The sequence below is a fragment of the Actinomadura kijaniata NBRC 14229 genome (assembly GCF_001552175.1).
In the GTDB taxonomy this organism is placed as follows: Bacteria; Actinomycetota; Actinomycetes; order Streptosporangiales; family Streptosporangiaceae; genus Spirillospora; species Spirillospora kijaniata.
In genome coordinates, this window is the sequence record NZ_BCQR01000061.1 from 1 (window position 1) to 26,339 (window position 26,339).

31 protein-coding genes are annotated in these 26,339 nt (G+C 71.3%); all 31 read left to right on the forward strand.

Going from position 1 to position 26,339, the window contains the following annotated elements; all coding sequences use genetic code 11:
- Positions 1 to 97: 97 nt before the first annotated feature.
- The 31 genes from AKI01S_RS20050 (at position 98) to AKI01S_RS20200 (ending at position 26,160) form a co-directional block, all read left to right on the forward strand.
- On the forward strand, positions 98 to 1,366 hold the full coding sequence (locus tag AKI01S_RS20050) for an AAA family ATPase (RefSeq protein ID WP_083999906.1): 1,269 nt from the start codon (positions 98 to 100) through the stop codon (positions 1,364 to 1,366).
- 136 nt (positions 1,367 to 1,502) lie between these two features.
- Positions 1,503 to 3,239 carry a VWA domain-containing protein gene (locus AKI01S_RS20055; protein WP_218009746.1) on the forward strand — a complete coding sequence of 579 codons (1,737 nt, stop codon included), beginning with the start codon at positions 1,503 to 1,505 and terminating at the stop codon, positions 3,237 to 3,239.
- A 77-nt stretch (positions 3,240 to 3,316) separates the two neighbouring features.
- Positions 3,317 to 4,435 (forward strand): DUF6744 family protein, encoded by a 1,119-nt coding sequence (locus tag AKI01S_RS20060; RefSeq protein ID WP_067819838.1) that lies wholly within the window; start codon positions 3,317 to 3,319, stop codon positions 4,433 to 4,435.
- 112 nt (positions 4,436 to 4,547) lie between these two features.
- Entirely contained in the window at positions 4,548 to 6,488 is a 1,941-nt protein-coding gene (locus AKI01S_RS20065) for a ParB/RepB/Spo0J family partition protein (RefSeq protein ID WP_067819842.1), read from the forward strand.
- Positions 6,489 to 6,583: 95 nt separating this feature from the next.
- Entirely contained in the window at positions 6,584 to 7,219 is a 636-nt protein-coding gene (locus tag AKI01S_RS20070) for a YqaJ viral recombinase family nuclease (RefSeq protein WP_067819846.1), read from the forward strand.
- Positions 7,220 to 7,266: 47 nt separating this feature from the next.
- Positions 7,267 to 7,584 (forward strand): hypothetical protein, encoded by a 318-nt coding sequence (locus tag AKI01S_RS20075; protein WP_067819848.1) that lies wholly within the window; start codon positions 7,267 to 7,269, stop codon positions 7,582 to 7,584.
- Between the two features lie 13 nt (positions 7,585 to 7,597).
- Positions 7,598 to 8,884, forward strand: a complete 1,287-nt coding sequence (locus tag AKI01S_RS20080; protein ID WP_067819851.1) for an ATP-binding protein — start codon at positions 7,598 to 7,600, stop codon at positions 8,882 to 8,884.
- Positions 8,885 to 8,978: 94 nt separating this feature from the next.
- Entirely contained in the window at positions 8,979 to 9,563 is a 585-nt protein-coding gene (locus AKI01S_RS20085; protein WP_067819854.1) for a DUF4192 domain-containing protein, read from the forward strand.
- A gap of 191 nt (positions 9,564 to 9,754) precedes the next feature.
- A complete protein-coding gene (locus tag AKI01S_RS20090; RefSeq protein WP_218009747.1) occupies positions 9,755 to 10,555 on the forward strand; it encodes a phosphoadenosine phosphosulfate reductase in 801 nt (266 codons plus the stop codon).
- 172 nt (positions 10,556 to 10,727) lie between these two features.
- Positions 10,728 to 11,387 (forward strand): hypothetical protein, encoded by a 660-nt coding sequence (locus tag AKI01S_RS20095; protein ID WP_067819860.1) that lies wholly within the window; start codon positions 10,728 to 10,730, stop codon positions 11,385 to 11,387.
- 110 nt (positions 11,388 to 11,497) lie between these two features.
- Positions 11,498 to 12,160, forward strand: a complete 663-nt coding sequence (locus AKI01S_RS20100; protein ID WP_067819863.1) for a hypothetical protein — start codon at positions 11,498 to 11,500, stop codon at positions 12,158 to 12,160.
- Between the two features lie 72 nt (positions 12,161 to 12,232).
- Complete coding sequence (locus AKI01S_RS20105) at positions 12,233 to 12,796, forward strand: HAD domain-containing protein (protein ID WP_083999897.1); 564 nt, start codon at positions 12,233 to 12,235, stop codon at positions 12,794 to 12,796.
- 72 nt (positions 12,797 to 12,868) lie between these two features.
- Positions 12,869 to 13,057, forward strand: coding sequence for a hypothetical protein (locus AKI01S_RS20110; RefSeq protein ID WP_067819865.1), 189 nt, complete (start codon positions 12,869 to 12,871; stop codon positions 13,055 to 13,057).
- Between the two features lie 35 nt (positions 13,058 to 13,092).
- The gene (locus tag AKI01S_RS20115; protein WP_067819868.1) at positions 13,093 to 13,875 is read left to right on the forward strand and encodes a hypothetical protein; all 783 of its coding nucleotides are present in this window, start codon (positions 13,093 to 13,095) and stop codon (positions 13,873 to 13,875) included.
- A gap of 129 nt (positions 13,876 to 14,004) precedes the next feature.
- Complete coding sequence (locus tag AKI01S_RS20120) at positions 14,005 to 14,391, forward strand: hypothetical protein (protein WP_067819872.1); 387 nt, start codon at positions 14,005 to 14,007, stop codon at positions 14,389 to 14,391.
- A gap of 169 nt (positions 14,392 to 14,560) precedes the next feature.
- Positions 14,561 to 15,067, forward strand: coding sequence for a single-stranded DNA-binding protein (locus tag AKI01S_RS20125; RefSeq protein ID WP_067819875.1), 507 nt, complete (start codon positions 14,561 to 14,563; stop codon positions 15,065 to 15,067).
- 91 nt (positions 15,068 to 15,158) lie between these two features.
- A complete protein-coding gene (locus AKI01S_RS20130; protein WP_067819879.1) occupies positions 15,159 to 15,908 on the forward strand; it encodes a hypothetical protein in 750 nt (249 codons plus the stop codon).
- Between the two features lie 102 nt (positions 15,909 to 16,010).
- Entirely contained in the window at positions 16,011 to 16,670 is a 660-nt protein-coding gene (locus AKI01S_RS20135) for a hypothetical protein (protein WP_067819882.1), read from the forward strand.
- Positions 16,667 to 17,344: a hypothetical protein gene (locus tag AKI01S_RS20140; RefSeq protein ID WP_067819886.1), complete on the forward strand. Its 678-nt coding sequence runs from the start codon at positions 16,667 to 16,669 to the stop codon at positions 17,342 to 17,344. Before AKI01S_RS20135 ends, AKI01S_RS20140 begins: the two co-directional genes overlap by 4 nt.
- Positions 17,345 to 17,454: 110 nt before the next feature.
- Positions 17,455 to 17,922: a L5-gp82 domain-containing phage-derived protein gene (locus AKI01S_RS20145; protein ID WP_067819891.1), complete on the forward strand. Its 468-nt coding sequence runs from the start codon at positions 17,455 to 17,457 to the stop codon at positions 17,920 to 17,922.
- A complete protein-coding gene (locus tag AKI01S_RS20150) occupies positions 17,919 to 18,452 on the forward strand; it encodes a hypothetical protein (RefSeq protein ID WP_067819895.1) in 534 nt (177 codons plus the stop codon). Before AKI01S_RS20145 ends, AKI01S_RS20150 begins: the two co-directional genes overlap by 4 nt.
- Before the next feature lie 58 nt (positions 18,453 to 18,510).
- On the forward strand, positions 18,511 to 18,915 hold the full coding sequence (locus tag AKI01S_RS20155; protein ID WP_067819898.1) for a hypothetical protein: 405 nt from the start codon (positions 18,511 to 18,513) through the stop codon (positions 18,913 to 18,915).
- A 193-nt stretch (positions 18,916 to 19,108) separates the two neighbouring features.
- A complete protein-coding gene (locus AKI01S_RS20160; protein ID WP_067819901.1) occupies positions 19,109 to 19,588 on the forward strand; it encodes a hypothetical protein in 480 nt (159 codons plus the stop codon).
- A gap of 252 nt (positions 19,589 to 19,840) precedes the next feature.
- Complete coding sequence (locus AKI01S_RS20165; protein ID WP_067819905.1) at positions 19,841 to 20,107, forward strand: hypothetical protein; 267 nt, start codon at positions 19,841 to 19,843, stop codon at positions 20,105 to 20,107.
- 85 nt (positions 20,108 to 20,192) lie between these two features.
- Positions 20,193 to 20,651 (forward strand): hypothetical protein, encoded by a 459-nt coding sequence (locus AKI01S_RS20170; protein WP_067819908.1) that lies wholly within the window; start codon positions 20,193 to 20,195, stop codon positions 20,649 to 20,651.
- 412 nt (positions 20,652 to 21,063) lie between these two features.
- On the forward strand, positions 21,064 to 21,825 hold the full coding sequence (locus AKI01S_RS20175) for a hypothetical protein (protein WP_067819911.1): 762 nt from the start codon (positions 21,064 to 21,066) through the stop codon (positions 21,823 to 21,825).
- Between the two features lie 929 nt (positions 21,826 to 22,754).
- Positions 22,755 to 23,201 (forward strand): hypothetical protein, encoded by a 447-nt coding sequence (locus AKI01S_RS20180; protein WP_067819915.1) that lies wholly within the window; start codon positions 22,755 to 22,757, stop codon positions 23,199 to 23,201.
- An 89-nt stretch (positions 23,202 to 23,290) separates the two neighbouring features.
- On the forward strand, positions 23,291 to 23,677 hold the full coding sequence (locus AKI01S_RS20185) for a hypothetical protein (protein WP_067819919.1): 387 nt from the start codon (positions 23,291 to 23,293) through the stop codon (positions 23,675 to 23,677).
- An 89-nt stretch (positions 23,678 to 23,766) separates the two neighbouring features.
- Positions 23,767 to 24,075 carry a hypothetical protein gene (locus AKI01S_RS20190; protein WP_067819921.1) on the forward strand — a complete coding sequence of 103 codons (309 nt, stop codon included), beginning with the start codon at positions 23,767 to 23,769 and terminating at the stop codon, positions 24,073 to 24,075.
- A gap of 520 nt (positions 24,076 to 24,595) precedes the next feature.
- Positions 24,596 to 25,393 carry a single-stranded DNA-binding protein gene (locus AKI01S_RS20195; RefSeq protein ID WP_067819924.1) on the forward strand — a complete coding sequence of 266 codons (798 nt, stop codon included), beginning with the start codon at positions 24,596 to 24,598 and terminating at the stop codon, positions 25,391 to 25,393.
- Positions 25,394 to 25,755: 362 nt separating this feature from the next.
- Positions 25,756 to 26,160, forward strand: a complete 405-nt coding sequence (locus tag AKI01S_RS20200) for a hypothetical protein (protein ID WP_067819926.1) — start codon at positions 25,756 to 25,758, stop codon at positions 26,158 to 26,160.
- The last annotated feature ends 179 nt before the right edge of the window (positions 26,161 to 26,339 follow it).

The window sequence follows — 26,339 nt, forward strand, 5'->3', positions numbered from 1 at the left end:
AAGAGCAACGACAGCTGCTCCGGACGAAGACCCGGTCGGTCCGATCCCTGTTCACGCAGGGTGTTGGGCCGGGCGGGGATGGAGGTGGGATGTGACGATGACCAGTGCCCAGCCCGTGACCCACGGAGCCGGGACCCCTGTGGGAGCGGCCGGGATCCCGGCCGGGTCGGCCGCTGCGACCGCGGCCGCGCTGCGCTCCATCAGCGATGAGATCGGCGCGATGTTTTATGAGCGTGAGAACGTGGTCCAGGCGCTGATGGCCGCGATCCTGGCCGGGCAGCACTCGCTGCTGCTGGGCCCGCCGGGAACCGGCAAGTCCGCTCTGGCCCGGGAGCTGACCGGACGCATCACCGGTGCGCAGCTGTGGGAGATCCTGCTCAGCAAGTTCACCGACCCCAAGCAGATGTTCGGTCCCATCGACGTGGCCGCGCTGACCCAGGGCCGCTACACCCAGATGTTCGACGGCCGGGCCACCCAGGCGCACATTGCGTTCATGGACGAGATCTTCAAGTGCGGCACCGGCGCGCTGAACGCCACCCTGTCGCTGCTGAACGAGCGGATCTACCACCCCGAGAACGGTGCCCCGCCCATCAAGTGCCCCCTGGTCAGCGCGATCACCGCCAGCAACGAACTGGGTCAGGGCGAGGAGACCGACGCCATCTACGACCGGCTGCTGGTGCGGCTGGAGGTCGACTACCTCAGCGACCACACCCACTTCGCCAACCTGATCCGATCGGTGGCCACCCCCGCCGCCGGTGCGGCCGGGCCGCCGGGGCGGACCACCGTGGATCTGGCGAGCCTGACCGAGGCGGTGCGGGTGCACGTCCCGGCGGTGCAGCTGGGCGACAACGTGGTGGATGCGGTGTGCGGCCTGCGTGCCGATCTGCGCAAGGCCGGTCTGATCGCCTCCGACCGTCGCTGGAAGGCCGCGATGCGTTTGCTGCAGGCCCGGGCGTTCCTGCGGGGGAGCGTCCGTGCCAGCGAGGAGGACCTGGCGATCCTGACGCACGTGCTGTGGGACGTCCCCGACCAGCGGCCGACGGTGGAACGCCAGGTGCTGCAGATGGTCAACCCCAGCCTGCAGGAGGCACTGGATCTGGCCGAGGCTGTCGAGGAGTTGGCCGCCACCTTGGACTCGATGACCGGGCAGTCCCAAGAAGCCCTGGTCGAGTGGGCGACCAAGGAGGCCCGGGGCAAGCTGAGCCGCACCGGCGTGCGGCTGGAGCAGATGTGCCAGGAGGCCGCCGCGGCCGGGCGTTCCACCACCGAGCTGGAGCAGATGCTGGCCCGGTGCCGAGCGGTGACGAGCCGGGTCCTGGTGGAGTGCCTGGACATCGACCCCGCAGTGATCAACCGGATGGTGTGACCCGCACCACAGCGACCGCTGCCCCTGAGCGCCGCCCGCCGACACACCGAGTGTCGGCGGGCGGCGCTGCTTTGGGCTGCCCACCTGCTGCCCGTCGACCACCACCGCGGCCGCCGCCCGCGAAAGGAGCTCCTCAATGACGTCCACTTCTGCCGGGTCCGACCAACCGCCGTCGGCACGGTCGGCACCGTCGATGATGTCGTCCGCGTCCCGGCCGGGGCGCAAACGCCGAGCTGGACGGCGGACCCTGACCAAGCTGCGGGACCTGGCCTCCCTGGCCGGACGCTGGGTCAGCCGCACCGCTGCACCCGGGCAGGGCGCCGCGGCGCTGGCGCCGACCGAGCCGCCGGCGACGCAGGCGATCCGCACCGACCGGTTCGACCAGATGCAGTGGCGCGAGGTCTACGACCAAGCGGGCGCGCTGCGCGAGCTCGGTCAGGAGCTGGGGCAGCGCTTCGATTACGCCACCGGCCTGCTAGCCGATGTGTGGGCGGCGGCCTACAAGGCCAGCCCGCAGGTGCGGTCGGCCGCCGAGATGGACGCCTCCCGCCTGATCAACCGGCAGGTGTGTGAGCAGCTGCTGGCGGCACCGGAGTTCCAGGCGCTGCGCCGCGAGACCGTCGGTGACCCCTACACTGCGGCGCTGGCGGTGATCTCCCAGAGTGGGCGGCTGGCCGGGCTGCTGGAGCGCACCGCCGAGGCCCAACGCGCCGCCGAGTTCGCCCAGCAGACCCGCCAGGCCGCCGACGAGCACGCCCAGCAAGTCGCCGCCGCGCTGCAGGCCGCCGAATCAGCCGCCGACGCCGACGGCAACGTGCCCGCTGCGCAGGCCCAGGTGCTCACCGACGCGATTCAGAGCGCCGAGCTGGCAGACCAGGCCGCCGCCGAGGTCGGCCAGCGCGCCCAAGAGCTGCTGACCCAGGTGGCTCCGGGGATCCAGGCCACGGTGCGCGCCGCGGCCGCCCAGGCCACCACGCAGGTGCGCGCCGAAAAGCAGGCCATGGCCGCCTGGGGCATCGAGCCGGGCCAGCTGCAGCGCATGGACTTTGCCACCCGCGCCGACCTGGCCCAGCGCCTGACCGGCGGCAGGCTCAGCGAATTCGCCGACCTGATCGGCCGGTTCCGGGAGATGGCGGCCGCCGAACGCACCCGCACCCTGCACGGCTCCCCCGGCGAGGTGGTCGGTCTGACCCTGGGCGATGACCTGAGCCGTCTGACCGACGCCGAGATCGCCGCCCTGGCGCTTCCGGCCCTGCGCCCGCTGTTTGCCGCGCGGCTGGCCGAACGGCGGCTGATGGTGCACGACCAGCACGGCGAGCAGCCGGCGGGCAAGGGCCCCATCGTCGCCTGCGTGGACTGCTCGGGCTCGATGACCGCCAGCGATGGCACGCCCTACACCCGCGAGGCGTGGGCCAAAGCGTGCGCGCTGGCGCTGCTGGACCAGGCCCGCGCCGGACACCGCGATTTTGTCGGGGTGCTGTTCTCGGCCGCCCAACAGATCCAGGTGTTCGCCTTCCCGGCCGGTCAGCCCGTCAGCCCCGCGCAGATCGCCGACTTCGCCGAGCACTTCTTCGACGGCGGCACCAGCTTCCAGGCCCCGCTGGAGGCCGCCACCGACATCCTGCACACCGCTTTCACCACCGACCGCACCAGCAGCGGCGATGTCGTGTTCATCACCGACGGCCAGTGCCAGGTCGACGCCGACTGGCTGGCCGCCTGGCGCCAGCGCAAGGACGCCCTGGGCTTTCGGGTGTTCGGCGTCGCTATCGCCACCTCGCTCGACCAGGGCCTGCGTCAGGTGGCCGACCACCTGCACAGCATCACCGACCTGACCGACCCCGGCAGCACCCGCCAGATCTTCCAGGTCCTGTGACCGCCCATCCCACCGACCCTGCCTGTCCCGCCGACCCTGCCCGTCCACGCGTCCCCGACCGGAACGGAGCCGCCACCATGACCCACCGCCCCTCCGCCAGCCTGACCCCCGCCACTCCGCTGCCCACCCCGACCGGACCGGCGAGCGCGTCGCAGCGGCCCGGCACCCGCGCCATGACCGCCAGCCTGGACGCCTACACCGCCGCGATGGACGACCCCGGCGCCCCGCTGCTGGGCCACGTGGTGCTCTACTCGGTGTTCGAGGGCCGGGTCCGGCACACCGACCTGGAGCGCTGGTTCATCGAGCTGGGGCTGGACGCGGCGCTGCTGCCGCCGGCCATCCGCGCCATCGACGCCTTCGAGCAGGTCACCGGCGCACGCGGCGTGAACCACAAGTACGCCCTGGAATCGGGTCAGCCGGCCACCGGCAACAGCCAGAGCGCCCGCCGCACCAGCGGCCAGGCGGTGGAGATCACCCTGATGTGGCGGCACGTGCGCCGCGACCGCCACAGCATCGTGCGCCACTTGGTGCGCGAGGTCCGCGACGCCACCCACAGCACCCTGACCTACTCCCAGGTCGCCGAGTGCGAGTTCGTCCGCGACACCCGCCCCGGCGTGCCCCGCGGCGCTGGGAGCCTGCGCGTCAACCCCGACTACAGCGCCCTGGCCACGCTGGGCCTGCGCGAGGCCGAGACCGTCATGCACCTGCTGGATGAGGTCCGCACCACCTACCAGCAGCGCTGCCACTACTACACCGGCGACCGGCTGCGGACCCTGGTCCACGACTACGTGGTGCACCTGGACGCCATCAAGGTGCGCCCCACCGGCGGGGTGTACTTCGTGCACCGCGCGCACGCCGACATCCTGGCCCGACTGCGGACCCTGGTGTCGCGGCTGGGCCCCAAGAGCGAGCTGTCGCGCATCCCCATCCCCGACCAGCATGAGATGCGCAGCATGATCGAGACGGCGTGGGCCAACCAGGCCCGCGACGAACTGGACCGCCTGTCGCACGACATCGTGCAGGCACGCCGCAACGGTGCCTCCGACAAGGCCATCGAAGCCCTGCACCGGCGGTTCACGGCCCTCAAGAAATCCACCGAACAGCACGCCCAGGTGCTGTCGCTGTCGCTGGGCGACACCCAGGCCGCCCTGAGGACCGTCAACGCCCAGCTCGCCACGCTGCTGGTCAGCGCCTGACAGGACGCGATGGGTCCGCTGCCCCAGCGACCCCATCGCGTCCTGCCGATCGCGTGACCCCCGCGCAGCAGCAACGCCCGTACCACACCCCGTTGACCAGAAAGGATCACCGATGAGTGCCCCTGTCACGGCCGACACCGAACCGCAGACCGCACCGACCGACCCGGCCCAGGAGAACGGCCGGACGGAGTTCGTGCCGCAGGCCCAGCCGATGATGCCGCTGGACCGGATCAAGCCCGACCCGCTCAACCCCCGCCGCACCGAGGAGGAGCTCGACCTGAACCCGCAGTTCCTGGACTCGCTGAGGCCGGGGGTGAACCAGCCGGTGCGGCTGCGGATCGACCCCGACGAGCCGGGCATGTTCTTCCTGGTCGCCGGACACCGGCGCGTGGCGGGCGCCAGGAAGGTCGGGCTGACCGAGGTCCCCTACAGCCTCAAGACCGACTCCAGCCAGGGCGCGGCGCTGGTGGAGATGTACACCGAGAACTCCCCCGCCCTGCGCAAGAACTTCGATCCGCTCCAGGAGGTCCTGGTCCTGGGGCAGGCCCACCAGGCCGGGGTGACCAAGAAGCAGCTCAGCGCCGACACCGGGCTCAAGCCCGCCGAGGTCCGTCAGGCGGTGAAGGCCGGTCAGATGGCACCCAGCCGCATGCAGGAGCTGCGGGACAGCGGCTACGACTGGGACCTGATCGAACTGGAGGTGCTGGCCGGATTCGACGAGGACGACACCGCGGCCGTCGAGGCGCTGTACCGGGCCAAGGCGTTCGGCCAGTCGCTGGAGCACGTGGCCAGCCAGATCCGCGCCCAGCGCCAGGAGCAGGCCGAGCACGAGCGCCTGGTGGCCGAGCTGACCCGGCAGGGTGTCACCATCACCGAGGAGGTGCCCGCCGGAGGCCTGCGGCTGAGCGAGCTGACCCCCGGGGACGGCCAGGCCGAGGAGCTGACCGTCGAGCAGCACGCCAGCTGCCCCGGGCACGGGGTGTACTTCTGGTACTCGCCGACCGAGCCGACGGCCTACTGCGCCGATCCCCAGCAGTACGGCCACGGCTACCAGAACCCGGCGACGGGCGAACGGATGCGGCTGCGCGCCGAACTGATCGCGGCCGGGTACACCTTCGCCGACCAGGTTCCCGCCGGGTCCTACGCGCTGGACCTGCTGGAGCACGACGGCAAGCCGCTGGACGCCGCCGAGCACGCCCAGTGCCCGGGCGCCAGGGTCCACATCCCCAGCTTCCAGCGGGACGGGCTGGAGGCGGTGCACCTGTGCCAGCACCCGCAGACGCACGGACACACCATCCGACCGGGCAAGACCCTCCACGCCACCCACGGCGCCACCGAGACCAACGAGATCCCACGTGAGCTGGTGGTGCGGGGCAACCGGGAGTGGCTGGCCGCCACCGAGGTGCGCCGCAAGTTCCTGCAGATGCTGGCCCGGCGCCGCACCAGTGGTCAGGAGGTCGGCGCGTTCGTGAGCCGCTACCTGCTGGTGATGCCGACGCCGGTGCGCGAATGCCTGGGCACACGCGCGACCGAGCTGCTGTTCCAGCAGTTCGCCGGCAAGAGCTTCGAGGACGCGGCCAAGGAGGCGGCCACCGCATCGGCGGGGCGGCGGCAGGTGCTGCTGATGGCCGAGATCCTGGCCGCGATGGAGTACGAGGTCGCCGGTCCCAACGACCGGCGCTTCACCTGGCGCACCGACGGCAAGTCCAATCCCCACTGCCGCCGCCCGGTGGCGGGCGCCTACCTGAAGGAGCTGGTGGCCTTCGGGTACCAGCCGTCGCCGATCGAGAAGGCCGTCATCAACGGGGTCCCCTACACCGGTGCTGACCCCGACCAGGCCGAGGTCAACGGCGACAACCACGGGGACAGCGACGGGGACAGCGACGGGAACGAGGTCGGAGCCGGGGCCGGCGACGAAACGGCCCCCAAGGATCCGGCGGCCGCCGCGACCACGAGCGAGTCCGCGGACGAGGGCACGACCGACATCGCGCAGAGCACCGGGCAGGACACCGGACAGGGCGAGGCCGAACAGCCCGTGGCCACGGCCGCCTGATCGTTCCCGATCCCACCAGACCAGCAGCGCCGCCGCTTCGATCCCGAAGCGGCGGCGCTGCTGTATCCGCACCCACGATAGGAAGGAGGGTCGCATTGCCCACGACGGGCGATCTGGTGCCGGGCCTGCCCGACGCCCGCCTGATCGCACCCGCCGACCTGGCCGACAAGGACCGGCCCCTGTGGTTGCAGCTGCGCCGCCAGGGGCTGGGCGGCAGCGACATCGCTGCGATCTGTGGTCTGAACCCTTACACCAGCGCCTTGGCGGTCTACCACGACAAACGCGGAGAGCTGCCGTATGAGGGCGAGTCCCAGGCGGCCCGGTGGGGGCGACGCCTGGAGGAGGTCATCGCCCAAGGCTGGTCAGAGGAGACCGGCATCCCGGTGCACCACTCGCCGGGCATGCTGGCCCACCTGGACCTGCCGTGGATGCTGGCCAACCCCGACCGCACCTTCGGCGAGGGCCGACTGAAGATCCTGGAGATCAAGAACCGGTCGGCCTGGCAGGACGCCGACTGGCAGCACGGGGTACCTGACGGCCCCGCACTGCAGCTGCAGTGGTACCTGGCCGTCACCGGCGCCGAGTTCGGAGCGGTCGCCGCCCTGGTCGGCGGGAACCGCCTGCGCTACCACTACCTGGACCGCGACCAGGCGCTCATCGATGACCTGATCAAGATCGCCGAGCGGTTCTGGGCGGATGTGCAGGCGGGGCGGCCACCCGCGACCTGCTGACCCGGCGCACCACCAGCGGCACCGACCACCATGCCGAGGCCGCGGCCGTGGAGCCGCTGCTGGAACGTCGCCATCAGCTCCAAGAAGCCATCGCGGCCGCCACCGCCGAGCTGGACCAGGTGGAGAACCAGATGATCGCCGAGCTCGGCGGCGCCGAGACCTGCATCGTCGACGGCCAGCCGGTCTACTCCTTCACCCCGCACGGCGGCGTGGCCACCAAACGGCTGCGCACCGACCGTCCCGACCTGTGGCGCAGCTACCTGGTGCCGAGCTTGAAGTTCGACACCCGGGCCTTCAAGGCCGACCACCCCGAGCTGTATGCGGCCTACCGGGGCCGCGCTTTGACCGTGCACCACCAGCCATGAACGGAGGGACACTGTGAGCGACCTGGGCACCTTGCACCAGCGTGTCAATGCCAGCCCCTACGCCTCGGGACGCGCCCCCCACCCCGACGACGACCCCTCGGCCGACCACAGTTCCACCGAGCGCTGGGGCGGCGGAATCGACGACGGCCTGGTGTTCGTGCCCGCCACCAAGGAACAGGCCAAGGCGCGGGTGGCGTTGGTGGGCCCCTCGGGGTCGGGCAAGACCTACACCGCGCTGCAGTTGGCCACCGGTCTGGTGGCAGGCGACCCCACCACCGCCCACCTGGGCGGACGCGGCATCGGCGTCATCGACACCGAGCGCAACTCCGCCAGCAAGTACGCCCACCTGTTCCAGTTCTCCCGCACCCGCGTACCACTGCAGGACTTCGACCCCAACCGGCTGATCCGGGCGCTGGCCGCCGCCGCGGCCCAGGACATCCCGGTGATCGTGATCGACTCGTTCTCGCACTTTTGGGCCGGGCACGGCGGGGTGCTGGAGCTGGTCGACCAGGCGGCGCGCCACAACTACGGCGGCAACAAGTTCGGCGGATGGAACGAGGTCACCCCGCGCGAACGGCAGATGATCGACGCCCTGCTCAGCTACCCCGGACACATCATCGTCACCATGCGCGCCAAGACCAAGTACGTCATGGCCGAGGTCAACGGTAAGCAGACCCCGCGCAAGGTCGGCACGACGGCGGTGCAGCGCGAAGGCATCGACTACGAGTTCGACGTGGTGGGCGAGATGGACGCCTCCAACACGCTGAGCATCACCAAGACCCGCTGCCCCGAGCTCAACGGCCGCGTCATCGCCCAGCCGGGCATGGAGCTGGCCTACAACCTGCTCAAATGGCTCAACGACGGGGTCCCCCGCCCCACCATCAACGACCTGCGAGCCGCCGCGGCCCAGCCCGAGGCGACCAAGGCCGACCTGCGCGAGCTGTACAGCCAGGCGATGAACCTGGGGCTGGGCAACGCGGTGACCTTCGGCGATGACCGGCGAACGCTGCTGACCTTGACGGAGTACATCAGCCGGCGCGGCCAGCAGGCCCCCGACCATCTCGCCGCCCCGCCCGTCGCCAACCCCGCGGACCAGAGCACCGGACCGGGCGCCGGTGCGCTCCCACCGGCGCCGGCGGAGCCCCCTCCCAGCACCTCGCCGACCGATCCGGCGTCTGGACCGACGAGCGACCACTCGGCAGGGCCGGCAGCCGAATGGCCGATGGCGCAGCCGCCTGGAGCGCCGTGGGACAACGCGCCGCCCGCCAGCAATGAGCCGGACCACTCTCCCCAGTTCTGATACCGCCCTCCAGCACCGCAGCACCTGGCCGTGAGCAGGTCAGGTGCTGCGGCGTATGCCCACCAGCTGATCGGCCGCCCGTTGAGGAGGAACCATGGAGTTGCCTGCGCTCACACCGGTCACCGGCACCGCACGCAAAGCGATGCAGGAGTCGACCCGGCGAGCCGAGAAACGCCTGCGCGCCTATCGGGAGCAGACCGCCGCCCCCCACGCTCTGAACGAACGGCTCCGGACGAACGGCACGCGGTTTCTCACCGAGCTGTTCCAACGTCTTCAGAACACGACCACTCCGCCTACCGAGGAGGCACCCGCCACCGACGACGAGGTGGCCTGGCTGCTGGTGTTGCTGGAGGTCACTCACCTGAGCGATGAGGCCCTGATCCGCATGGCCTTCGACCCGGACAGCATGCCCGCCTACGTGCGGTTCTGGAGCGACCTTGCGCGCAGGGCCGAACCGGCCTACCGGGCCGCCCCGGCGGCGCTGCTGGGCTATGCCGCCTTCCTGAACGGCGACACGGCGCTGGCTGATGCGGCACTGGAGCAGGCCTACCGGACCGACCGGCGCTGTGGCCTGGCCATGTTGCTGGATGACCTGATCCGCGCCGGGATGACGCCGGCCACGCTGCGCTCGGTACTGCAGCAGAGGCCCGCCAGCAACCCACCGTCCGGTCCCCGCTGAGTCTCTGTCCCCTCCCCCTCACTGACCTGCCCCGATCCGGGGCGACGGGCCCACGGGCGCCAGACGGCGCCGCGGGCCCGTCGCCATTGCCACCGATGGGAGTCGCCATGACCACTGGTGCCCCGACCCTGATCCGCCCGGGTCCCTCCGCCAGGGCCCAAGAACTGAAGGCGTTCGCGTTCGGATGCGGCGTGCAGTCGGTCGCCGTGCTGGCGCTGACCGCCATGGGCGAGCTCGACTTCGATGTGTTCTTGTTCGCCAACGTCGGCGAGGACAGTGAAAACCCCGCCACGCTGTCCTACCTGCATCAGCACGCGATGCCGTTCGCGGCCGCCCACGGCATCGAACTGCGCGAGCTGCACCGCACCCGCCGCGACGGCAGCATCGAGACCCTGTATGACCGCCTGATGCGCGAGGGGTCGCGCTCCATCCCGATCCCGGTCCGGATGTCCAACGGCGCCCCCGGCACACGCAGCTGCACGGTCGACTTCAAGATCAAAGTCACTGGGCGGGAACTCAAACGGCGCGGCGCCAGCGCCCGCTGCCCGGCCACGCTCGGCATCGGGATCAGCGTGGATGAGATCCACCGCGCCAACAACCGGCGCAGCGAACCGTATGAGCAGATCGTCTACCCCCTGCTGGAGCTGGGGATCCGGCGCACCGACTGCGCCCGCATCATCCAGTCGGTCGGGCTGCCGGTACCGCCGCCTTCCTCGTGCTGGTTCTGCCCGCACCACCGGCCCGAGACCTGGGCCGCGATGCGCCGCACCCAGCCCGCGCAGTTCCGACAGGCGTGCCAGCTGGAGAACACCATCAACGCCCGCCGCACCGCCATGAACAGTGACCCGGTCTGGCTGACCCGCTTCAACGGCCCACTGGACCAGGTGATCCCGCTCACCCCGGTGCTGCCCTCCACCGACGACCGCGCTGACGACCCTGCTGGCGACCGCGACGACGACGGCCGCTGCGACAGCGGCTGGTGCTTCACCTGAGGCCGTTGTCCCACTCGCACCATCGAAAAGGAGCCGATCATGACGACTGCCACCCGCCGTCGGCGTTCGAGCGATCCGGCCAAGGCCGCGGCCGCCCGCGCGCGATGAGGCGCTGAGTCAACTGGCGGCCGAAGGGCTGGGGGATCCGGCGCTGGCGGCCCGCCTCACGACGATGCTGGACACCGCCCAGGCCTCGTTCTTCGGGCTCAGCCTGCGCAACCAGGCGCTGTTGCTCCAGCAGGCCGACCAGTACGGCATCCAGCTCACCGACGTGGCCACCCCTCGGCAGTGGCACGAACGCGGCCGCCGCGTGCGCAATGAGGAGTTCAACCGGCGGCCGCTGTGGATCTGCGTGCCGATCCGAGGCAAGGACGAGGACGGCCAGGAGCGCCTGCGGTTCCGGTCCCGGCAGCGCTACGACATCTGCCAGACCGAGCCCAGCCCGCGCCCCGCACCGTCCGACGATGCTTCTGCGACCGTGACCACCGCCCAGGACCGCGACGACCTGCCAGAAGGCCAGCTGACCGAACCGGCCGATCCGCTGCAGACGCTGGTGGAGTCGCTGCGCGGGCAGGTAGTGCAGGCCGGGTTCGCCGTGGTCGCTGGTCCGGCCGTCGAGGTGGACCTGGACCGCAAGACGCTGACGGCTCCAGACCCGGTGACGACCGCGATGATCGGACCGCTGATCGACGCGGTGACGCAGGTCATCACCTCGCCCGACCGGGCCCGCGCGGCTGCGGCGACGGGCTCCAGCGATCGGCGCGGTGACGGCCACGTCAACGATCGGCGCCGCTCGGGCGCACCGGCGGTGGAGCGACTCACCGTTTTGTGACCTGACCAGCCTCATCCCTTCCTGACGTCGGCCCCCAGTGCCGGTCGCCCTCCTGCGCGGGGGCGGCCGGCACATGTCGTTTGGGCCCTGTGGCAGACAAGGAGCCTGATGTGGACACTGCGCCGGAAGCCGCAACCGCGCCGCGAGCCGAACTGGAACTCGATGGCCTGGGCAAGCTGATCGTGGACTACCGGCATGACTGGGAGAAGGGCGAGACGGCCTACCAGGTGACCGGCCCCCGGGTGCGGGGAGCTTTCACCATCACCTTGGAACAGCCGGTTGGGTCAGACGAACTCGACGTCGACACCCCTTACGTGTATGTGCAGTACGGCATCGGCGACCGCTGGGGATGGGGCGACCAGCGCCGAGACCGGCCGGTGATCAACAGGGTGCGCCTGCTCGGCGGCGCGGTCATCAACACCGACACCATGCGTCAGCGGCGGCTGACCCACAGGGATGTCTCGTGCCATCGTTCGGTCGGCCTCAACTGCTCGACGTCGGCGCCGACCGCCACCAACCAGCGGTGCGCGCTGGTGGTGCACGCCCTGATCTTCCACTGGCTGAACCATCCAGAGCACTACGCGCTGCGGCTGGCCTGGGCGCGCCACCACGCCCCCCGCCAGGTGACCCAAGCCGGACAAGACATCCAGCGCGCCTGGGCGGCGATTCGCGAGCAGGAGGCCAACCTGCGGGCCGCACGGCAGCGCCAGGCCAACGCCGCCCTGCTTGCCGCCATGCCTCCGGGCAGGACGGCCGCCGTCGCGGCGGCGTGACCGCCTTCTTTTCCGCTCACCTCCCCCGACCGGACATCCATGCCCCTGCGCCCGCGCAGAAAGGAACCCACCGTGCAGCCCATCGTGCAGTCCACCGTGGAGCCCATCGTGTTCATCGACGTCGACGGCGTGCTCAACCCCTTGGGCAAGCTCCAGGACGGCTACACCGTCCACCGCATCACCCTCGCGGAAAAGGGACGGCGCCGCCAGTACCAGGTCGCGCTCAACCCGACGCACGGCGCGGCCCTGCTGGCGCTGGCCGAGACCACCGGCGCGCAGCTGGTGTGGGGCACCACCTGGTCCCAGCACGCCAACCCCAAGATCGGGCCGCGTATCGGACTTCCCGAGCTGCCCTGGGTCGACATCGGCCACCGCCCCCGATCCGGCCCCGACTCGCGGCTGACGGTCGGGCAGTGGAAGGCCAAGAAGCTGGCGGCCTGGGCGGCCAGGCGCCCGTTCGTGTGGTTGGAGGACGAGCCCGACGCCGCCGCCGCGCTGGCCGAGCTCGATGGAGTCGGCCCGCACCAGGTCATCACCGTCGACGCCTTGCGCGGCCTGACCGCCCAGCACCTGCAAGCCGCCCGGGACTGGCTCGACCAACTCCGCGCCGACCTGGTCCCCCCGACCACACCGTGATCGACGCGCCCGCGCTGGCTGGCGCGCCAGCCAGCGCGGGCCGCTGATCCCGCAGATGGAAAGGAACCGCCCATGGCTCCGGCGCTACTGCTGACCTTCGCCTTGATCTTCCTTCTGATCTCGGTGGTGTCGTTCGTGCACGCCACGGTCGTGGACGACCCGCAGGACAAGGCATGGGAGCGAGCCCGGGGCCTGCTGTTTTTGATCCTTGCGGTGGGCGCGCACATGTTTTCGACCCTGGCGCTGTACCACCCGATGTGACCGCGTCAAGAGCACTTCCCCGCAGCGGAGAGCCCATGACCAGCGTTGCCCCTCAGCACTCCCCCACCCAGCGGCGCGGCTACCGACCCGCGCCCACTCCCCGCCACCACGAACACCTCGCTCTGGTCGCCCTCACGCGCGCCCTGGCCAACGGCCACCGCGCCCATCGTGTGGACCTGCCCGGCGGCACCATCGCCGCCCGCAGCAACGGCACCGGACACCAGCGCATCACCCTGACCAACCCCGCTGGTCACCGGATCGCACTGGCCGTCCTGCACGGCGCATGCCTGGCCCAGGACGCCGTTCGGACCGTGGCCGAGGTGTTCCACCGCGCCCCCACCGACCCCAGCAGCGGCACCCGCCCACTCTTCGCCCCGGCGTCGGTGGCCGAAGGCATGAAGATGCGCCGCAACCGCGCGCGCCGGTGGCCGCGCAAAGACGGATCGGTGCGCGCCGCCGTGCCCGGCGCCGAGCTCATCATCCGGCCCGGCGTCCTGGACGCCAGCACCACCACCGGCGGTCTCCGGCTGACCCTCGACGGCCCCTGGCACGACCGCGCGACCGCGCAGGTCGCCGACGCCATCCTGCGCGACCTGGCACCGGAAGCCCGCCACCTGACCTACACCACCCAGCCCGCCGGCCACTACATCAACGAGAGCGGATCGCACTGCTACGACAGCTTCTGCTGGGCGGTGTGCTCGTGCGGCTGGTACTACCCGGCCGCCGACCGGTCGGACGCCCGCTGGACCGCCAGCTGGCATCGCCAACACCCCACCGCCCACCGGGCACCGGACGAGGCCTACGAGCCCAGCCACTGAGGTGGCCGCGCCAGCTCGACATCCCGATCCCGCCGGTCCTCCTGAGTCCCCAAGCCCGCCGCCCTGTCTGGTCACTAGCGCAGCGACCGGGCCGGGGCGACGGTGTCCATCACCAGAACGGAGGTTGCGATGTTGTACCTGGTCAGTTGGGAGATCGAAGCCGAGGCATCCTCGCCGCAGGCGGCGGCCTGGCAGGCACGAGCCGCCCAGCGCCGTCCCGGAACGACCGCCACGGTCTTCACCGTCCGCGGCGACGAGGGGGAATCGCAGGTCGACCTTTGCCAGGACACCGGGCGGGAGATGGCGGTGCTGCAGAAGATGGCAGCGCGCTTGGGGGCGGCCAGCGAGGACCTGGACGAAGCGGTGCACGACGCGCTGTTGGCCGAGGCCTCGTTCATCAACAACAGCGGCCTGGGTGAGCAGCTGCGCTGCCTGGTGGAGCAGTGGGGCATCGGCGAGACGGCCGCGCTGCTGCGCGACCAGGCGCGCCGGCGCCCCCTCCGGCGAGCCCGATGACGGGAACCCACGAGGTCCGACGCCCGGCCCTTAAACGCCGACGTTGTGCACCAGCCCTCCAACCCCACCCCCAGATCCTTCGCTGACCTGCGCTCTTGCCGCCGCGACACCGGAAGACGCAGTGGCGGCACGAACTGACCATCCGACGCCTGCGAGAAGGGAGCCACCAATGGCAGGCGAAACCGAGATCACCCTGATCGGCAACCTGGTGGAGGAGCCGGTCCTGCGCTTCACCAACAGCGGCAAGGCCGTGTGCTCCTTGCGTCTCGCCTCGACCCCGCGGGTCTTTGACCGCCAGGCCGACACCTGGCGGGACGGCGAGACCCTGTTCCTGACCTGCACGGTCTGGCAGCAGGCCGCCGAGCACCTGTGCGAGTCCGCCCTCCCCCAAGGGGCGCGCGTGATCGTGCACGGACGCCTCAAGCAGCGCTCCTACGAGACCAAGGCCGGCGAGAAACGCACCGTCTACGAGGTCGACGTCAACGAGGTGGGCCCGTCCCTGCGCTACGCCACCGCCAAGGTCACCAAGGCCCAGCGGACCAAGGTCAACGGGTTCGAGTCCGCGGCCGACAGCGGCACCGCCCCGGCCGCCGTGCCCGGGTGGGGCAGCGACGGCGGAGCGACCGCGGACCCCTGGAACACCGCCAGCCGTTCGGACCTGCCGGTGCCGTTCTAACCCCTTCCCCTCGCCGACCTCCGCGGTCCGGGCCAGATCCCACGCATCTGGCCCGGACCGTCTGGTTTCCATCGCCACGACAAGGAGATCCATGGACACCCTCACCGACCTGGCCCAGCAGATCGCCAAGGAACTGGGCGAGGGCTGGAGCGCCCCGGCGGTCCAGCCGAGCCAGAGCGACCACGAGCCGGCCAGGGGCGAGCTGGTCCACACCGACGGCCGCCGCCTGCAGATCACCTACCTCGACCCCTGGATCTGCGACCGCATCCTGGTGACCGCGACCTTCGACCACTGCGGGCCCTACCTGCCCTACGACATGACCAAGGTGGTCTACAAGGCCGCGGCCCACCGCAAGCCGTCGTCGATCGCCGCGTCCCTGCAGACCAAGCTGCTGCCGGTCTACGACGCCACCCTCAAACGCCTGCGCGAGCACCAGAAGCAGGTCAGCCGCCGGCACCAGGAACTGCAGGACCTGTACAACAAGGCCGTCAGCATCGCGCCCATGAGGGGCGAGCCGTACCTGAACTACGGGGGCGGATCGCTGCACCTGGTGCGGGATTCGACCGCCGCCGGCACCAGCGTGGAGCTGACCACGCGAATTCCGAGCGACCGCATCAACTGGACGAAGCGGCCTCTGGACGACCGCGTCAATCTGCGACTGATCAACCTGCCAGTCCCGTTGGCGTTGCAGCTGATGGAGCAGGTGATCCAGGACCAGCTCCGGGCCGAGACCGAGGCCGAGGCCGAGAGCGTGGCGGAGGCTGAGGGCTTGGCGGAGGTCGAGGCCCCGGCCACGACCCCGCGGGCCGACACCACCTGTGCGCCCGCCGAAGCCAGCTGATCTAGCGCTCGGCGCACCCTGCATGACCTGCAGCATGACCCACGCCGCCTCGCGCCTCTGGCCGATCAGGGGCGCGAGGCGGCCTCCGGAGAGGACACGCTGATGAAGGAGCCGATCGGGGCCGATGAGCTGCCTGCGCTGGCCGCCGCAGTGGCGGCCGAACTGGGCGCCGCCTGGCAGGTGGCGCCGCCGGTGGTGAGCCGCAACGGCAGCCAGATGACGTGCGAGCTGACGCGCGGCGATGGCCACCTGCTGTATGTCCGCTACGTCTCTTACCTGTCCACCGCCCGCGTGGAGATCGGGGGCCGCTTCCCCCGCGGCCCGCGGCCCCGGGACGTGCGGGCGCCGTCCATCACCGTGATGACCAGCCGAGGAGCCGCCGTCATCGCGCAAGAGATCGTGCGGCGGCTGCTGCCGGCCTACACCACGGCGCTAGCCCGGGTCCGGGTCCACCAGGCCCAATGCGCCCACCAGGACGCGCGGCGCGCCCAGCTGGCCGGCCAGATCAGTCTCATCCTGCCCGGCACCCGGGAAGGTCACGTCAGATTCTCCAGCCGCAGCACCACCGGTCTGCGCTGGTCCAGCGCGCACGACCGGCTGATGAGCGCCAGCTTCACGCTGCGCGAAGAGGCCGAGCGGGTCGACCTGGTGGAGCTGCACAACCTACCGCGAGAGGTGGTCACCCAGCTGTGCTGCGTGCTGGCGGCCGCCGAGACCCGCCGGGCCCGATCGCAGCCCGGCGCGACGGCGGCCGCGTCATGACCGCCCCGGGCGAGGCGAGGACCGACCGGCAGCGCTGGCAGGCCGCCCAGCAGCAAGCCGACCAGGAGCACCAGCAACTGCTTGGGCAGCTCGAAGCGGCGCTGGAGGCCCATCACTGGCACTGGCGGCGATGGACGAACACCGGCGCCCATACCTGGTCCCACACCGAGGTCGACCACCAGACGAGCACGACCGACAGACGCGAGATCCAGCTGCTGCGCCGTACCGGCCCGGCCGAGCCAGGCTATCGCTGGGGGCGGCCCGGCAGTGTGCTGCAGGCCAGCAAGCGCGACCAGTTCTACGACTACGACCAGGCAGAGTTTCCCGCCACGCTCGACGGCATCACGCAGATGCTGGCCTGGATCATCACGCCCCGCAGCGCCGACCCGCTGTGGTTTCGAGCCCGGATGCAGCAGCTGGAGCGCTGGGCCAACCGCGACAAGGTCACCCTGGCGGGCCTGACGGGGCGGCGGGTCAACCGCGGCCGCAACGCCAAGGACCAACAGTTCGAGGTCGTGGAGTTCGACGGCATCGGCCCGGTCCGCATCACCACGTTGAGCCCGCGCCGCTGGCGGGTGTCGCTGCACCGCCGCTCAGCCATCGTCGGCACAGCACACGAAGCCCGCCAGGCGATCGAACGCCTGCACCAGCACCGAGCACCGACCCGGCGGTAGCCGGGCCCACCCGAGCGCGCTGCCGTCGGCCCTCCCGGTTGATCTGGCCGCCCGCCCTCAGCCGCACCGTGCGGCCGGGGCGGGCGGCCCTGTTCGTTTAGGAGCCCTGCATGGACGATCCGCACCTTCTGATCGGCCAGCGTGTCCGCGTGCACTTCAACCTGCACAACAAGCTGTGGTCGATCATCCCGCTGGCCGGTCCAGGCAAGGGCCGGGTGGCCGCCAACCTGACCGACATCACCCTGGCCGGTGGAGTGGAGTTCCGGGTGTCGCGGGCTGGGTGGGAACGCTGCCGCCGCCAGGGACGCCGCTCGGTGCACGCCTACTGCGTCGGCCTGGCCGAAGCCATCAACTCCAGCCCCGACCTGGAGCCGCTGGTGCGCGTGACCTACAACCCCGCCCGCGGTCCGGACTTCCAGCGCACCGACACCAGCGCCGCGATCACCTTGGCCGAGCGCGTGGTGTTCGCCAAGCGCTCATCTGAGGACCTGCACGGCTACGCCTGGATCGCCGCCCAGACCGTCCCCGCCGACACCACGATGCCTGCCCCCTCTTACCGCCGAAAGGGCCTGCGATGACCGTTTCCCCCCTGCCTCCGCGCACCGACCAGACGCCGACGAACCCCACCCAGAACACCAGCCAGGACACCGCCCAGAACACCGCCCAGGACACCGTGCCGGACCCGCGCCAGGTGGTCACCCAGGTGGTCGCCACGGTGGAGCGGGCCGCGCACCAGATCGAGCGGGCGCTGCAGGAGCTGTCGCCCTGCCCCCACCTGCCCGCGTGGCCGCGCGGCCCCCTGCGCAGCCCAGCAGAGGTCATGGCCATGGTCGAGCAGGTCGAGCGGATGCACACCCACCTGTCCCGCCGCGCCTGCAGCTGCCCGCACGACATCCACGCCTTGGTGATCCAGCACCTGGCGCGATCCTGGCTGGCGCTGGTGTCGCGGGCCCAGCTGCACACACGTATCGCGGCGCGCCCCAGCCGACTGGCCCCACACACCGCACGCGGCCTGACCGAGCGGGCCCAGGGCATCGCCACCGACACCGCCTGGATCGTCTTCGGACACCAAGGCGCGGCCTCGCCTGCCGCTGCCCAGGCCGCCTAACGCCGGGCCACTACCCGGCCCGACCCCCCGTTTCCCCCGTCGAGCAGAAAGGCGATCCGTGCCCATCCGCATCAGGGACGACCTGCGTCCGGTCTTCGCCGAGACCGACCGGTTCGTGATGATCAAAACCTCCACCGGCGAACTCCAGATCATCCCCAGCGACGAGTACACCCAGGTACGCGCCGTCGGCTGGGAGCGGCTGATCCTGTGTGAGGGGTGCGGCCTTTATGCCTGGACCGAGGAGTGCTTCTCCGCGCACGCCCAGACCCTGATGGCCGTTCCGACCCATTTCAGCCAGCTGCTCTATGGCCGGACGGATCTGCAGTACCACCTGTGCCCGCCGCGCCATGGTGGCCATCCCTGCCTGGATCTGGCGTTGCTTGCCGACGAGCTGCGCGTGAACTCACTACACCGTCACCAGCACGACCCGGACGAGGAGGTGCCTCCCCCGCCCGGCACCTGACCACCAGCCGCACCAGCCTGCCCATCCTGCGGTCGGTGCGCCCTATCGACCAGCCGACGCAGCGCGTCGGCCTGTCAACTGGCCCCGGCCGTCCTGGCCGGGGCCAGCTGACGTCTGCCCCGGCAAGTCCTGCTGGAGGCGCCCGCTGTGTGGCCACCGACCGGCGGTGGCCCTCATCCCGAAAGGCACACCCTTGCCCCACCCGCCCCTGTCCGACGTCATCGACTTCATCCTGTCCCGCGCCCAAGAACGCGACCTGCAGGCGGTTCTTGACGCCTACAAGCAGCGGTACAAGAACCTGCAGGACCTGCGGGCCGCCGGTCTGCAGGTCGGCGACACCATCGCCATCGACAACATCAAGCCCGCCTACTTGCGGGGGCTGACCGGCACCATCACCCAGATCAGCGGCCGGCACTGCACCCTGGAACTGGACGAGGAGTCCACCGACCAGCTGCGGCACACGCCCCGCGCCAAGATCCGCATCCCCGACACCATCAAGCGCTACCCGGTGACGGGGATGCCGCTGACGTCCTGCTTCAAGCTCGGCAACGGCAAGGCAGTCCCCTGCAAGTTCTGCAACAAGTCCGTCAACGCGACAACCGCCCACCGACACGACGACGGCTGGGTCGGCGACGAATGCTGCTGGGATGAACGGTTGCGCGCCACCGAATAGACGATCGACCGCTGACCGCTGCAACGGCCCCGGCGCCCACCGTGGTCGCGGCCGCGGCTGTTTGATCGGCACGACGGTCGGAGGCCTCCGTCCCGACGAGCCAGGATGAGCCACCGGTGGGGCGGCCGCAACGCTTCGCTTATGCCCCCGCCCCACCGCCAGCTCATGGGGTCCTGGTCGCCGGGACGGAGGCCCCCGACCACGAAAGCCGCCCGCAGCGCGGCTGCTCCTCCTGGCGGAAAGGAGCACCGCGTGCGCAGCGATCTGCAGCAGTTCCGTGTCCTGGCCGTCTCTGGGCCGAACGGGCTGACCAACTACCTGGTGGAAGTCGACCACCAGCTGCTCGACGGGCCCGCCGGACACCCCGACCTGGGCTGGATGCAGGCGGCGTTGCTGCTGATGGAACGCACCGGCATGTCGAACGAGGTCGCGCTGAGCATGGTGCAGATCGCCGAGCAGTGCGGCGAGATCGTCGCGTTCCACCCCCGCGACTTCGACAAGGTCTTCCCCGCCGAGTGACCGGCAGGCAGGTCCGTCCCCGTCGGCGGACCTGCCCTTCCTGCCGCGCCCACCTACCCTCCCCGCCGACATCAGGGAGCCCTTCATGCTCATGACCATCGCCCGTCTGATCCTGACGCTCATCGGTCTGGTCCGCGGCATCAGCGCGCGCCTGACCAAGCACCGACAGCTGCAGGAGCTGGACCGGTTCCTGCTCCTGCACGCCCAGGAGCAGGAAGTGGAGATCCGCGTCTTCCTCAATCCCAACTTCCTCAACCACTGGTTGGGCTCTGACACCAGCGTCCTGCACGAGGCGCTGCGCACGACCGGTCCCGCCGACCGCGACCCGGTCGAGCACTGCGAGGACATGTTCATCGTGCTCAACGTGGGTCACGACCCCGAACACGGCGAGGTCGACCCGCGCGCGGTGGGCTACCGCCGCGCGGGGCACCGCAGCCTGTCGGTCGGCGACGTGGTGGCGGTCGGCGACCAGTTCTTCCAGTGCGAGAGCACCGGCTGGAACCCCATCCCCCCGCCCCCGGCCGCCATCACGCCCGCGGCCTGACCCCTGCGGCCCGGTCACGACCTTCCAGTCTCGCCGGGCCGCCCCCACCACCTCCACCTACCTGCGGGGGTGCAGCCCGGCAACGGCTGGTGGCGCGGGCGGGCCGGGGGTGGCCCACCGAGTGGCCAACCCGCCCACCACCCGGCCCGCCCCGCGACAGCTGAGCCTCCTGCCTCACTCGCCGAGCCACCCCCGGCCCGCCCGCGCCACCACCCGCCGCCTCGGTGCAGCACCAACGGTCCGCGCCCCCCGACGTTGCCCCCACGCCGTCACCACACCCTGGCGTCCACCCCCCATGGCGGCTCGCCGGACCCCGATCGCCCTCCCCGGTCGGGACTCGACCTGTTCTCCGTAGCCAGCCCTGGCACAAGCGTCCGCCAGGTGCTGGTCGTGGTCTCAGAGGTGTCGTTCCATGGCCCCGCTCTATCTGACCCCACCCTCATCCGAACCCATCCGCGCCCTGATCCGCTCCGGCCACCTGGGCATGATCACCAGCCCGGCGCAGGGCAACCGCATCGAGCCTGCCTACCGGCACGTGCTGGTCGACAACGGCGCCTTCACCAGCGCCTACGTGGGTGATCTCCGCTACCTGGCCTATCTGGACCGGCTCCAGCAGCACCACGGCGACCAGATCCTGGCCGCCACCGCCCCCGACGTCGTCGGCGACCACGCCGCGACCTGGGCGCGGTCGACCCCCATGCTCCAACGCATCCGCGCCCTGGGCATGAAAGCCGCCTTCGTCGCGCAGGACGGCATGGAATGGGAACACAGCGCCTGGATCTGGGATGAGTTCGATGTCTTGTTCGTCGGAGGAACAACCCGCTGGAAGATCAGCGCGGTCGCTGCGCAGATCGCCCGCGCCGCCCACGACCACGGCAAATGGGTGCATGTGGGCAGGGTCAACAGCCAGCGCCGCACCGTGCACTGCGCCCAGGCCATGTGGGCGGACTCGGTAGACGGCACGTACCTGACCCGCGCCCCCGACCTCAACCTGCGCCACCTCCAAGCCTGGACGCGGTTCGTCGACACCCAAGACAGCCTGCTGGATGTCCCCGACCTGCTGCTGGACGACGACGGCCCGACCTGGCACCACCTCCGGCAACGCCTGCCGGCCCCGACCACCGCGCCCCGACCCGCCCAAACCGAGGCGACACTGCCGCTGGACGACCTTTGACCGCCGGTGCAGGCCTGTGCGGACCTGCCGCCGAGGCGACGGTTGCGGCAGTTGTTGCAGAGCGGTGCGGCCTTCGGCCGCGCGGTCCGCGCCGGAATGGCGGGTCGGCGGGCCTGAACGGCCGCCGACCCGCCTCCGGCGGAAGCGGAGCGGCCTGCGGCCGCCGGTTCCGTGGCCGGAGGCGGCCGCAGCCGCGGCCTGAACGGCCGCGGCTGCGGCCGTCCGGCCCGGTGCCCTGCGGGCACCGATGCCCGGCTGGCGCCGGGCCCTGCCGGGCGACCCTCACGCCGCCAGTGCCCCCTCACCCAGTGACTGACCTGCACAAACCAGTTCCACCTCCACCAACCTGCGTTGAGGGGACCACCACGGTGCCCGAACCTGCACTCGCTGTCGCACAGCCACCTGCGAAGGCGAAAGGCGGCGGCGACGACCCGCCCGCCGCGTCAGACCTGGTTGACCCTGCCAGGCGCACCTTCGGCCAGCTGGCACCCAAGGACATCCCGCCGGGACCGGTCCGGAAGGCACCTTGAAACCGGCGGTCGAGGGGGCCCCTCGCAGGCGGATGACCTGGGCGGAGTGGGTGAACAGCTTGGGCAAAGGGTTCCTTCCGTCCCGCGCCGGAAGGAACCGACAGCCGAGCTGGCGCCCTGGGTGAGGGGCTGCCCCGCCCGCCGAGGCCGACACTGCCGCACGCCCTGCGTCGCGGCAACCGGGCGGCGAACACCGTGCCACCCGAATCTTTTCCACACCCGAACCCACCAGGCGGCCTTAACCCACCTGCAAGGAAAAGATTCGGGCGCCCCGGCCGCCCGGTGGCCACGCCGATCAGGCGCGCGGCCGCGCCTGCCCCGTCGGGACGGGGTCAGCCCCTCACCCAGGACACCAGCCCGGTGTCCGCCCCTCCCGGCGCGAGACTTCAGGAGGAAGTCATGGCGCTGTTCACCCTCTCCGCCCAGGTCGTCCGTCAGCCGAAGTTCCACGACGTCAAGGACCGTCCGTACCAGAAGGTCGGGTTCATGGCCACCGTCTACCTGCAGGCCTACGAGTACGGCGACGACGCCCGCGGCGGTCGGAACGCCTGGCTCTACGTCGAGGGCACCCCCGAGGTCGCGGCCTTCGTCCAGGAGCACGGCCTGCGGCTGAACGAGCGGGTGATCCTGCACGTGGTCGAGCCGACCGCTTTCGGCGGCGGCACCGACGACAAGGGGCGGCAGAAGGACCCGATGCCGAAGTTCGTGGTCTCCCGGATTGAGCTGCCGGGCCGCCCGACCGCCAGCGACCTGACCGCCGTGAAGGACGGGGCCATCGACCCCCAGCGGGCGAGGGAGGTGGCCACCGTCCAGGGCCGGAACCTGAAGAAGAAGACCGCCGCCTGACCCGCCAGCGGGAGGGCCAGGCGCTGGCCTGGCCCTCCCACGCTGCCTCACCGTCTCTGCAGAAACCCATGCGAAAGGACCTGACCGTCATGTCGAACCTCGCCCTGGCCACCAGCCACCCGGACGCCAACCCTGCGACCATCGTCACCGCCGACCCGGGTCGGCCCGGCGCCCACCTGGAAGCCCTGCGACCGCTGAACACCCCCCGGCGCCGCCAGTGGAGGGAACTTCCGGGCCTGTCGCGTGCGGTGACCTCGGGGCTGCTGGCCGCCGCTCGGAGGCCGGACTTCCACGCCGTCCTGTGCGAGGAGGCCCTGCGCAGCCACCACCTGGAACCCACCCTGCGGGACGCCACCGAGCTGCTGCTGTGCAGCGGTGACCGCGTCTACCCGGGGCTGGAGCTGGTGGTGGAGGACCGCCTGTACCGGGTCCCGGTCATCTACGCCGGACCCGCCCGGACCCCGAGGGCCGCCTGACCGATCGGGCGCGGGGCGGCCGGATGTCGGCCGCCCCACCCGCACCGCGCGCCAAGCCGCCGTCCCGCACCTGCCGAAGGAGGTCATCCATGTTCGCACCCGTCACCACCTGGAGCACCCCCCGCCGCCAGCCCACCACCCTGGGCGAGGCCGAGCCTGGCCAGCGGGTCTGGCTCGGCGAGTACTGGACCACGGTGTACGACCGGCAGGTCTGCGAGGACCGGCCGGGCTGGGTGGAGGTGCTGCACCAGACCGACGGCGGCCAGATCCTGATCACCCCCCACCGGACCGGCCGACAGGTCAGCCGCCAGCTGCGGTCCGGCCTCCATGAGAAGGCGGAGGATGTCTGCCCCGTGCTGGTGGGTTCGGCGGCTGCGGAGGGGTGCCCCGGCAGCTGAAGGACGATGGCCGGGCCGGGTGGGCTTGGGGGGCTACGCCGCCCCCCCAATCCCCCCGCGGCCCGGAGGGGCCTTTGGCGCGAACAGGTGGCCGTACCTGACGGCCCGTTCGCGCCAAAGGCCCCTCCGGAACGATGCGCCGGTGCGGGCAGGACACGGTCCAGCACCGCCAGTGCGGCGTGTACGCGGTGCTACGGCCGGTCGGTGGCTGGGAGGCGTGAGCGAGTGTGGCGTCGGGGCCGGATTCCGCGCTTCGCGCGGTGCAGCCGTCACGAGGCGCGGGCTGAGCCAGGCGGTCAGCCCGCGGAGTGCGGTGGTCGACACAGCGCGGCCCGCCGGTGGACACCGGCCCGAAAAGCAGCACCGAAGAGGCGGTCCGAGTCATCGTTACCAATTTGAGACACGAAAAAGGCCAGTTCAGCCCCATTTTTGACCGAGAAGACGGTACGATTATCACAGATCGACCGGCAAGGGGGGCGGGACCGGAAACCGGCCCCCCGCACACGAGAGAAGGGCTGACATGGCCAACATCATCATGGGCTACCTCGCCGCCGACCCCAAGCTGGGCTACACCGACGGCGGCACCGCGTTCGCCGAAGTGGTCATCATCCGCGACCGGGGTCGCTGGGTCGGCAGCAACTGGGTTGCCGAGACCGGTGCGAACGCCAAGGTCCGTCACGAGCTGACCGCGTGGGGAGACCTCGGGATTAACATTGCCGCCGGGTTCAAGTCCGGGGAACGGGTCATCGCTGTCGTTCACGACCTGCACCCCAAGGCATGGGTCACCGGTCAGGGGCAGGCGCGCATCGCTCTGGCCGGAAAGCTCCACGAGCTTGGCAAGCTGGCTCCCAAGTACCGCAAGCAGAAGCCCGCCGCCACCAAGCAGCCCGCCGCCCAGCAGCCCACCACCGAGCCGGGATCTGACGCGCCGGGAGCCGCGATCCTCGCCGAACTCGCCGCCGAACTCGGTATGAAGGTGACGCAGCCCACCGACGCGCAGCGAACCGTGATCCTCCGCGCACTCGCCGCCAAGCTCGGGATGACCGTGCCGCAGCCCGCCGAAACGAACGCGGTCGAGGTGGCCCCCGCCGAGGTGGCCCCCGCCGAGGTGGCCCCCGCCGAGGTGGCCCCCGCCGAGCCCGCCGCCCAGCCCGCGCGCAAGCGCACCACGCGCAAGCCCGCCGCGAGCACCAAGGCCAACACCACCACCGACCAGCCCGACCAGCCCGCCAAGAAGCCCACCCGCCGCACGGCCAGCACGGCCAAGACCACCGCCAAGACCGCCACCCGCACCAGCCGGGCGACCAAGACCGCCTAACCGCCCAAGGGTGGCCGCCCCCACACCACCCCGGGGGGCGGCCACCCGCCGCGCGGCGATCGGCAGAGCCAGGGCATCGAGCCCGGCTCCGCCGGCGGCCTGCGGCCGCGAACAGCGGTGCGGCCTGCGGCCGCGCGTTCCACGCCGGAAAGACGGGCCGGCAGGCCTGAACGGCCGCCGACCCGCCTCCGGCGGAAGCGGAGCGGCCTGCGGCCGCGCGCTCTTCGGCCGGAGGCAGCGCGGCGGCGGCCTGAACGGCCGCCGCCGCGCTGTCCGGCCCGGCACCTGACGGTGCCGCACCCTCCACCGCCCAGCACCCGCCCGCCGAATCATCCCCAGCCAACCGGCCCCAGGAGCCCGCCATGGACCACCACCTGCACAACGCCGAAACCGCCCTGATCACCTACGGCGGCCAGGACGCCCAACCCGAGGACCTCATCGCCGCCCTCCTGGAGCGCGACACCATCGTCGGCCACCCCGCCCAGACCCTCGCCAGCTCCCTGATCACCTTGGCCGCCCGACTCACCGACCATCAGCTCGCCCAGAACCCACCCGAAGACCAGCACGACGACCAACCCGAGCAGGACACCTTCCCGCCCGACCGTGACCACCTGATCGAGACGGCCTACCAGCAGCTGGCCGCCGAGGCGATGGGAGCTCTGCTCTACCGCGCCACCCACATGCGGGCCACCACGCCCATGGACTTGCTGGGCCAAGCCCACCGCGTCTACGCCCGCTACCAGGACGAGGAACGCGACCTGTCATGAACGCGCGACGGCCGGCGGGCACCTCCCTACGGGAGGCCGGAAAAGCCCACCGGCCATCTCACACCAGGGCCGTTCGGCGAGACCACGAGAGTCATCCCGCCGCCGCCCACCAGCGTGTACCCGCCATCATGCCAGCCCCCACCCACCAGACCGCCCGGCCCACGGCCGCCGACCCCAAG

Coding starts and splice junctions, on each gene's coding strand:
- AKI01S_RS20050 (WP_083999906.1), top strand. CDS start 98: ATGACCAGTGCCCAGCCCGTGACCCACGGAGCCGGGACCCCTGTGGGA.
- AKI01S_RS20055 (WP_218009746.1), top strand. CDS start 1,503: ATGACGTCCACTTCTGCCGGGTCCGACCAACCGCCGTCGGCACGGTCG.
- AKI01S_RS20060 (WP_067819838.1), top strand. CDS start 3,317: ATGACCCACCGCCCCTCCGCCAGCCTGACCCCCGCCACTCCGCTGCCC.
- AKI01S_RS20065 (WP_067819842.1), top strand. CDS start 4,548: ATGAGTGCCCCTGTCACGGCCGACACCGAACCGCAGACCGCACCGACC.
- AKI01S_RS20085 (WP_067819854.1), top strand. CDS start 8,979: ATGGAGTTGCCTGCGCTCACACCGGTCACCGGCACCGCACGCAAAGCG.
- AKI01S_RS20095 (WP_067819860.1), top strand. CDS start 10,728: ATGCTGGACACCGCCCAGGCCTCGTTCTTCGGGCTCAGCCTGCGCAAC.
- AKI01S_RS20110 (WP_067819865.1), top strand. CDS start 12,869: ATGGCTCCGGCGCTACTGCTGACCTTCGCCTTGATCTTCCTTCTGATC.
- AKI01S_RS20115 (WP_067819868.1), top strand. CDS start 13,093: ATGACCAGCGTTGCCCCTCAGCACTCCCCCACCCAGCGGCGCGGCTAC.
- AKI01S_RS20120 (WP_067819872.1), top strand. CDS start 14,005: ATGTTGTACCTGGTCAGTTGGGAGATCGAAGCCGAGGCATCCTCGCCG.
- AKI01S_RS20125 (WP_067819875.1), top strand. CDS start 14,561: ATGGCAGGCGAAACCGAGATCACCCTGATCGGCAACCTGGTGGAGGAG.
- AKI01S_RS20130 (WP_067819879.1), top strand. CDS start 15,159: ATGGACACCCTCACCGACCTGGCCCAGCAGATCGCCAAGGAACTGGGC.
- AKI01S_RS20135 (WP_067819882.1), top strand. CDS start 16,011: ATGAAGGAGCCGATCGGGGCCGATGAGCTGCCTGCGCTGGCCGCCGCA.
- AKI01S_RS20140 (WP_067819886.1), top strand. CDS start 16,667: ATGACCGCCCCGGGCGAGGCGAGGACCGACCGGCAGCGCTGGCAGGCC.
- AKI01S_RS20145 (WP_067819891.1), top strand. CDS start 17,455: ATGGACGATCCGCACCTTCTGATCGGCCAGCGTGTCCGCGTGCACTTC.
- AKI01S_RS20150 (WP_067819895.1), top strand. CDS start 17,919: ATGACCGTTTCCCCCCTGCCTCCGCGCACCGACCAGACGCCGACGAAC.
- AKI01S_RS20170 (WP_067819908.1), top strand. CDS start 20,193: ATGCTCATGACCATCGCCCGTCTGATCCTGACGCTCATCGGTCTGGTC.
- AKI01S_RS20175 (WP_067819911.1), top strand. CDS start 21,064: ATGGCCCCGCTCTATCTGACCCCACCCTCATCCGAACCCATCCGCGCC.
- AKI01S_RS20180 (WP_067819915.1), top strand. CDS start 22,755: ATGGCGCTGTTCACCCTCTCCGCCCAGGTCGTCCGTCAGCCGAAGTTC.
- AKI01S_RS20185 (WP_067819919.1), top strand. CDS start 23,291: ATGTCGAACCTCGCCCTGGCCACCAGCCACCCGGACGCCAACCCTGCG.
- AKI01S_RS20190 (WP_067819921.1), top strand. CDS start 23,767: ATGTTCGCACCCGTCACCACCTGGAGCACCCCCCGCCGCCAGCCCACC.
- AKI01S_RS20195 (WP_067819924.1), top strand. CDS start 24,596: ATGGCCAACATCATCATGGGCTACCTCGCCGCCGACCCCAAGCTGGGC.
- AKI01S_RS20200 (WP_067819926.1), top strand. CDS start 25,756: ATGGACCACCACCTGCACAACGCCGAAACCGCCCTGATCACCTACGGC.